This is a genomic window from Streptomyces sp. AC627_RSS907 (assembly GCF_019049165.1).
In genome coordinates, this window is the sequence record NZ_JAGMUE010000280.1 from 1 (window position 1) to 2,291 (window position 2,291).

Annotated in this window: 1 protein-coding gene; it reads right to left on the bottom strand. The window is 70.3% G+C overall.

Annotated elements, in window-relative coordinates:
• Positions 1-2,291: type I polyketide synthase (locus tag KUM32_RS33275; RefSeq protein WP_217145647.1), on the bottom strand; the 2,291-nt coding region annotated here is incomplete at both ends.

Below are 2,291 nucleotides of genomic sequence, written 5' to 3' on the forward strand. Positions count from 1 at the left end.
CCGGCAGATCCAGCAGACCACCCCACAACCCCGGATGCTCCAGACCCACCACCCGCCCGAAACCCCACAACGCAGCCTGACCCACATCCACCGGACCATCCGCCCGACCCGTCGACACCGCCGCACACGTCACCAACCACAACGGGGCAGTGCACTCGACATCGATCAAGGCTTGGACCAAGGCAAGCGCCTCGCTGAGGCCGAGGCCGCCCCCGGCCGCCACGATGCCGGAGACTTCGAGTCCTTCAAGCCGGGCAGCCAGGTCGGCCCGGGAACCGGCAGGAACCTCGATCACCGACGCGCCGAGCCCGGTCAGCACCGCGCCGAGGCCGTGTACGTCCTCACCGACCAGAACCCATCGCCCCGTCAGCTCAGCCGACGGCAGTTCGGCAGGCTGCCAGGTGACCCGGTAACGCCAGCCGTCGATCAGGGACCGCTCCCTGCCCTGGGCGCGCCAGGACGCCAACGCGGGCAGCACGTTCTCCAACGAGGATTCCGAGAGGCCGAGCTGCGCCGCGAGGCTGGTCAGGTCGCCCTGCTCCACCGTGTCCCAGAACCCGCCCTCGACCGGGTCGGTGACAGGCTTCGCCGCCTGGCTCTCCAGCCAGTACCGTTCCCGCTGGAAGGCGTACGTCGGCAGCTCGGCCGGCTGGACCCCGGTGAACAGCGGCGACCAGTCCACCGACACGCCATCCACATACAAGGCCGCCAACGCCGTCAGCACGGTCGTGACCTCGTCCCGGTCACGGCGCAGCAGCGGAACAGCAACCGTCTCCGGCTGCTGCACCAGCGCACTCAGCACCGCGTCCGGCCCCAGTTCCACGAACCGGGTGACGTCGTCGAGCGCGCTGATCGCGTCGGCGAACCGGACCGGCCGCCGGACCTGCTCCACCCAGTACTCCGCATCAGACCACTGCCCCGGCTCCACCACCCGCCCAGACACCGTCGACACCGCCGGCACCGACGGCTCGCTGAAGTCCAGTCCGCGCACCACCGCACGGAACTCCGCCAGCATCGGCTCCATCAACCGCGAGTGGAAGGCATGACTGGTCCGCAGACGCGACGTCTTCCAACCACGCCCGGCAACCCGGTCGATGTCGGCCTCACACCCGGCCACCACCACCGAACCCGGCCCGTTCACCACGGCAATGTCAACGTCGGGGAACTCGGCCGCCACCTCCGCCTCGGAGGCCATGACCGCGAGCATCGCCCCACCAGACGGCAACGCCTGCATCAAACGACCCCGAGCCGTCACCAGCGTGGCGGCATCCTCCAGCGACAACACCCCGGCCGCGTACGCCGCCGCGATCTCACCGACCGAATGGCCGAGCAGGACATCGGCCCGCACACCCCACGACGCGACCAGAGCATGCAACGCCACCTCGACCGCGAACAACGCAGGCTGCGCGTACCCGGTCCGGTGGATCAGATCCTCGTCGCTCCACACGGCTGACAACGGACGGTCCAGATGCACGTCCACATGCAACGCCACCTGATCGAACGCATCCGCGAACACCGGGAACGCCTCATACAACCCCCGGCCCATCCCCACCCGCTGCGCACCCTGCCCCGTGAACAGGAACGCAACCCGACCAGCACGAGCCACCCCACGCAGAGCGCCCGCACCCGCCGCCACCGCATCCAGCCCACCCACCAGCTGGGCCCGATCACCCGCCAGCACCACCGCCCGATGCGCCAACGCAGCCCGCGCCACCGACGCAGCCCCGATCCCGAGCAGGTCGGCCCCGTCGACAGCCGTCCGCAGACGCTCCGCCTGTGCCCGCAGCGCGTTCGGTGTCTGTCCGGACAACAGCACCGGCACCACTGGCAGGACCGTCGGCAGGCCCACGGTCGGTGCAGGGACCGGAACCGGGGCCGGTTCCAGCGCCGGAGGCTCCTCAAGGATGACGTGCGCGTTCGTTCCCGAGACTCCGAACGCGGACACGCCCGCCCGCCGTGACCGGGCCTCGACCACCTCCCACGGCTGGGCCTCGGTCAGCAGGCGCACCGCGCCCGAGGCCCACTCCACGTGCGGGGACGGCTCATCCACGTGCAACGTCGCCGGCAGCACACCGTGCCGCATGGCCAGCACCATCTTGATGATCCCGGCAACACCCGCAGCCGCCTGCGTATGACCGATGTTCGACTTCACCGAACCCAGCCACAACGGCTCACCGCCACGGTCCCGCCCCTGGCCGTACGTCGCCAGCAACGCCTGCGCCTCGATCGGATCACCCAGACTCGTCCCGGTCCCGTGCGCCTCCACCACATCCACCTCGGACGCAGCCAGA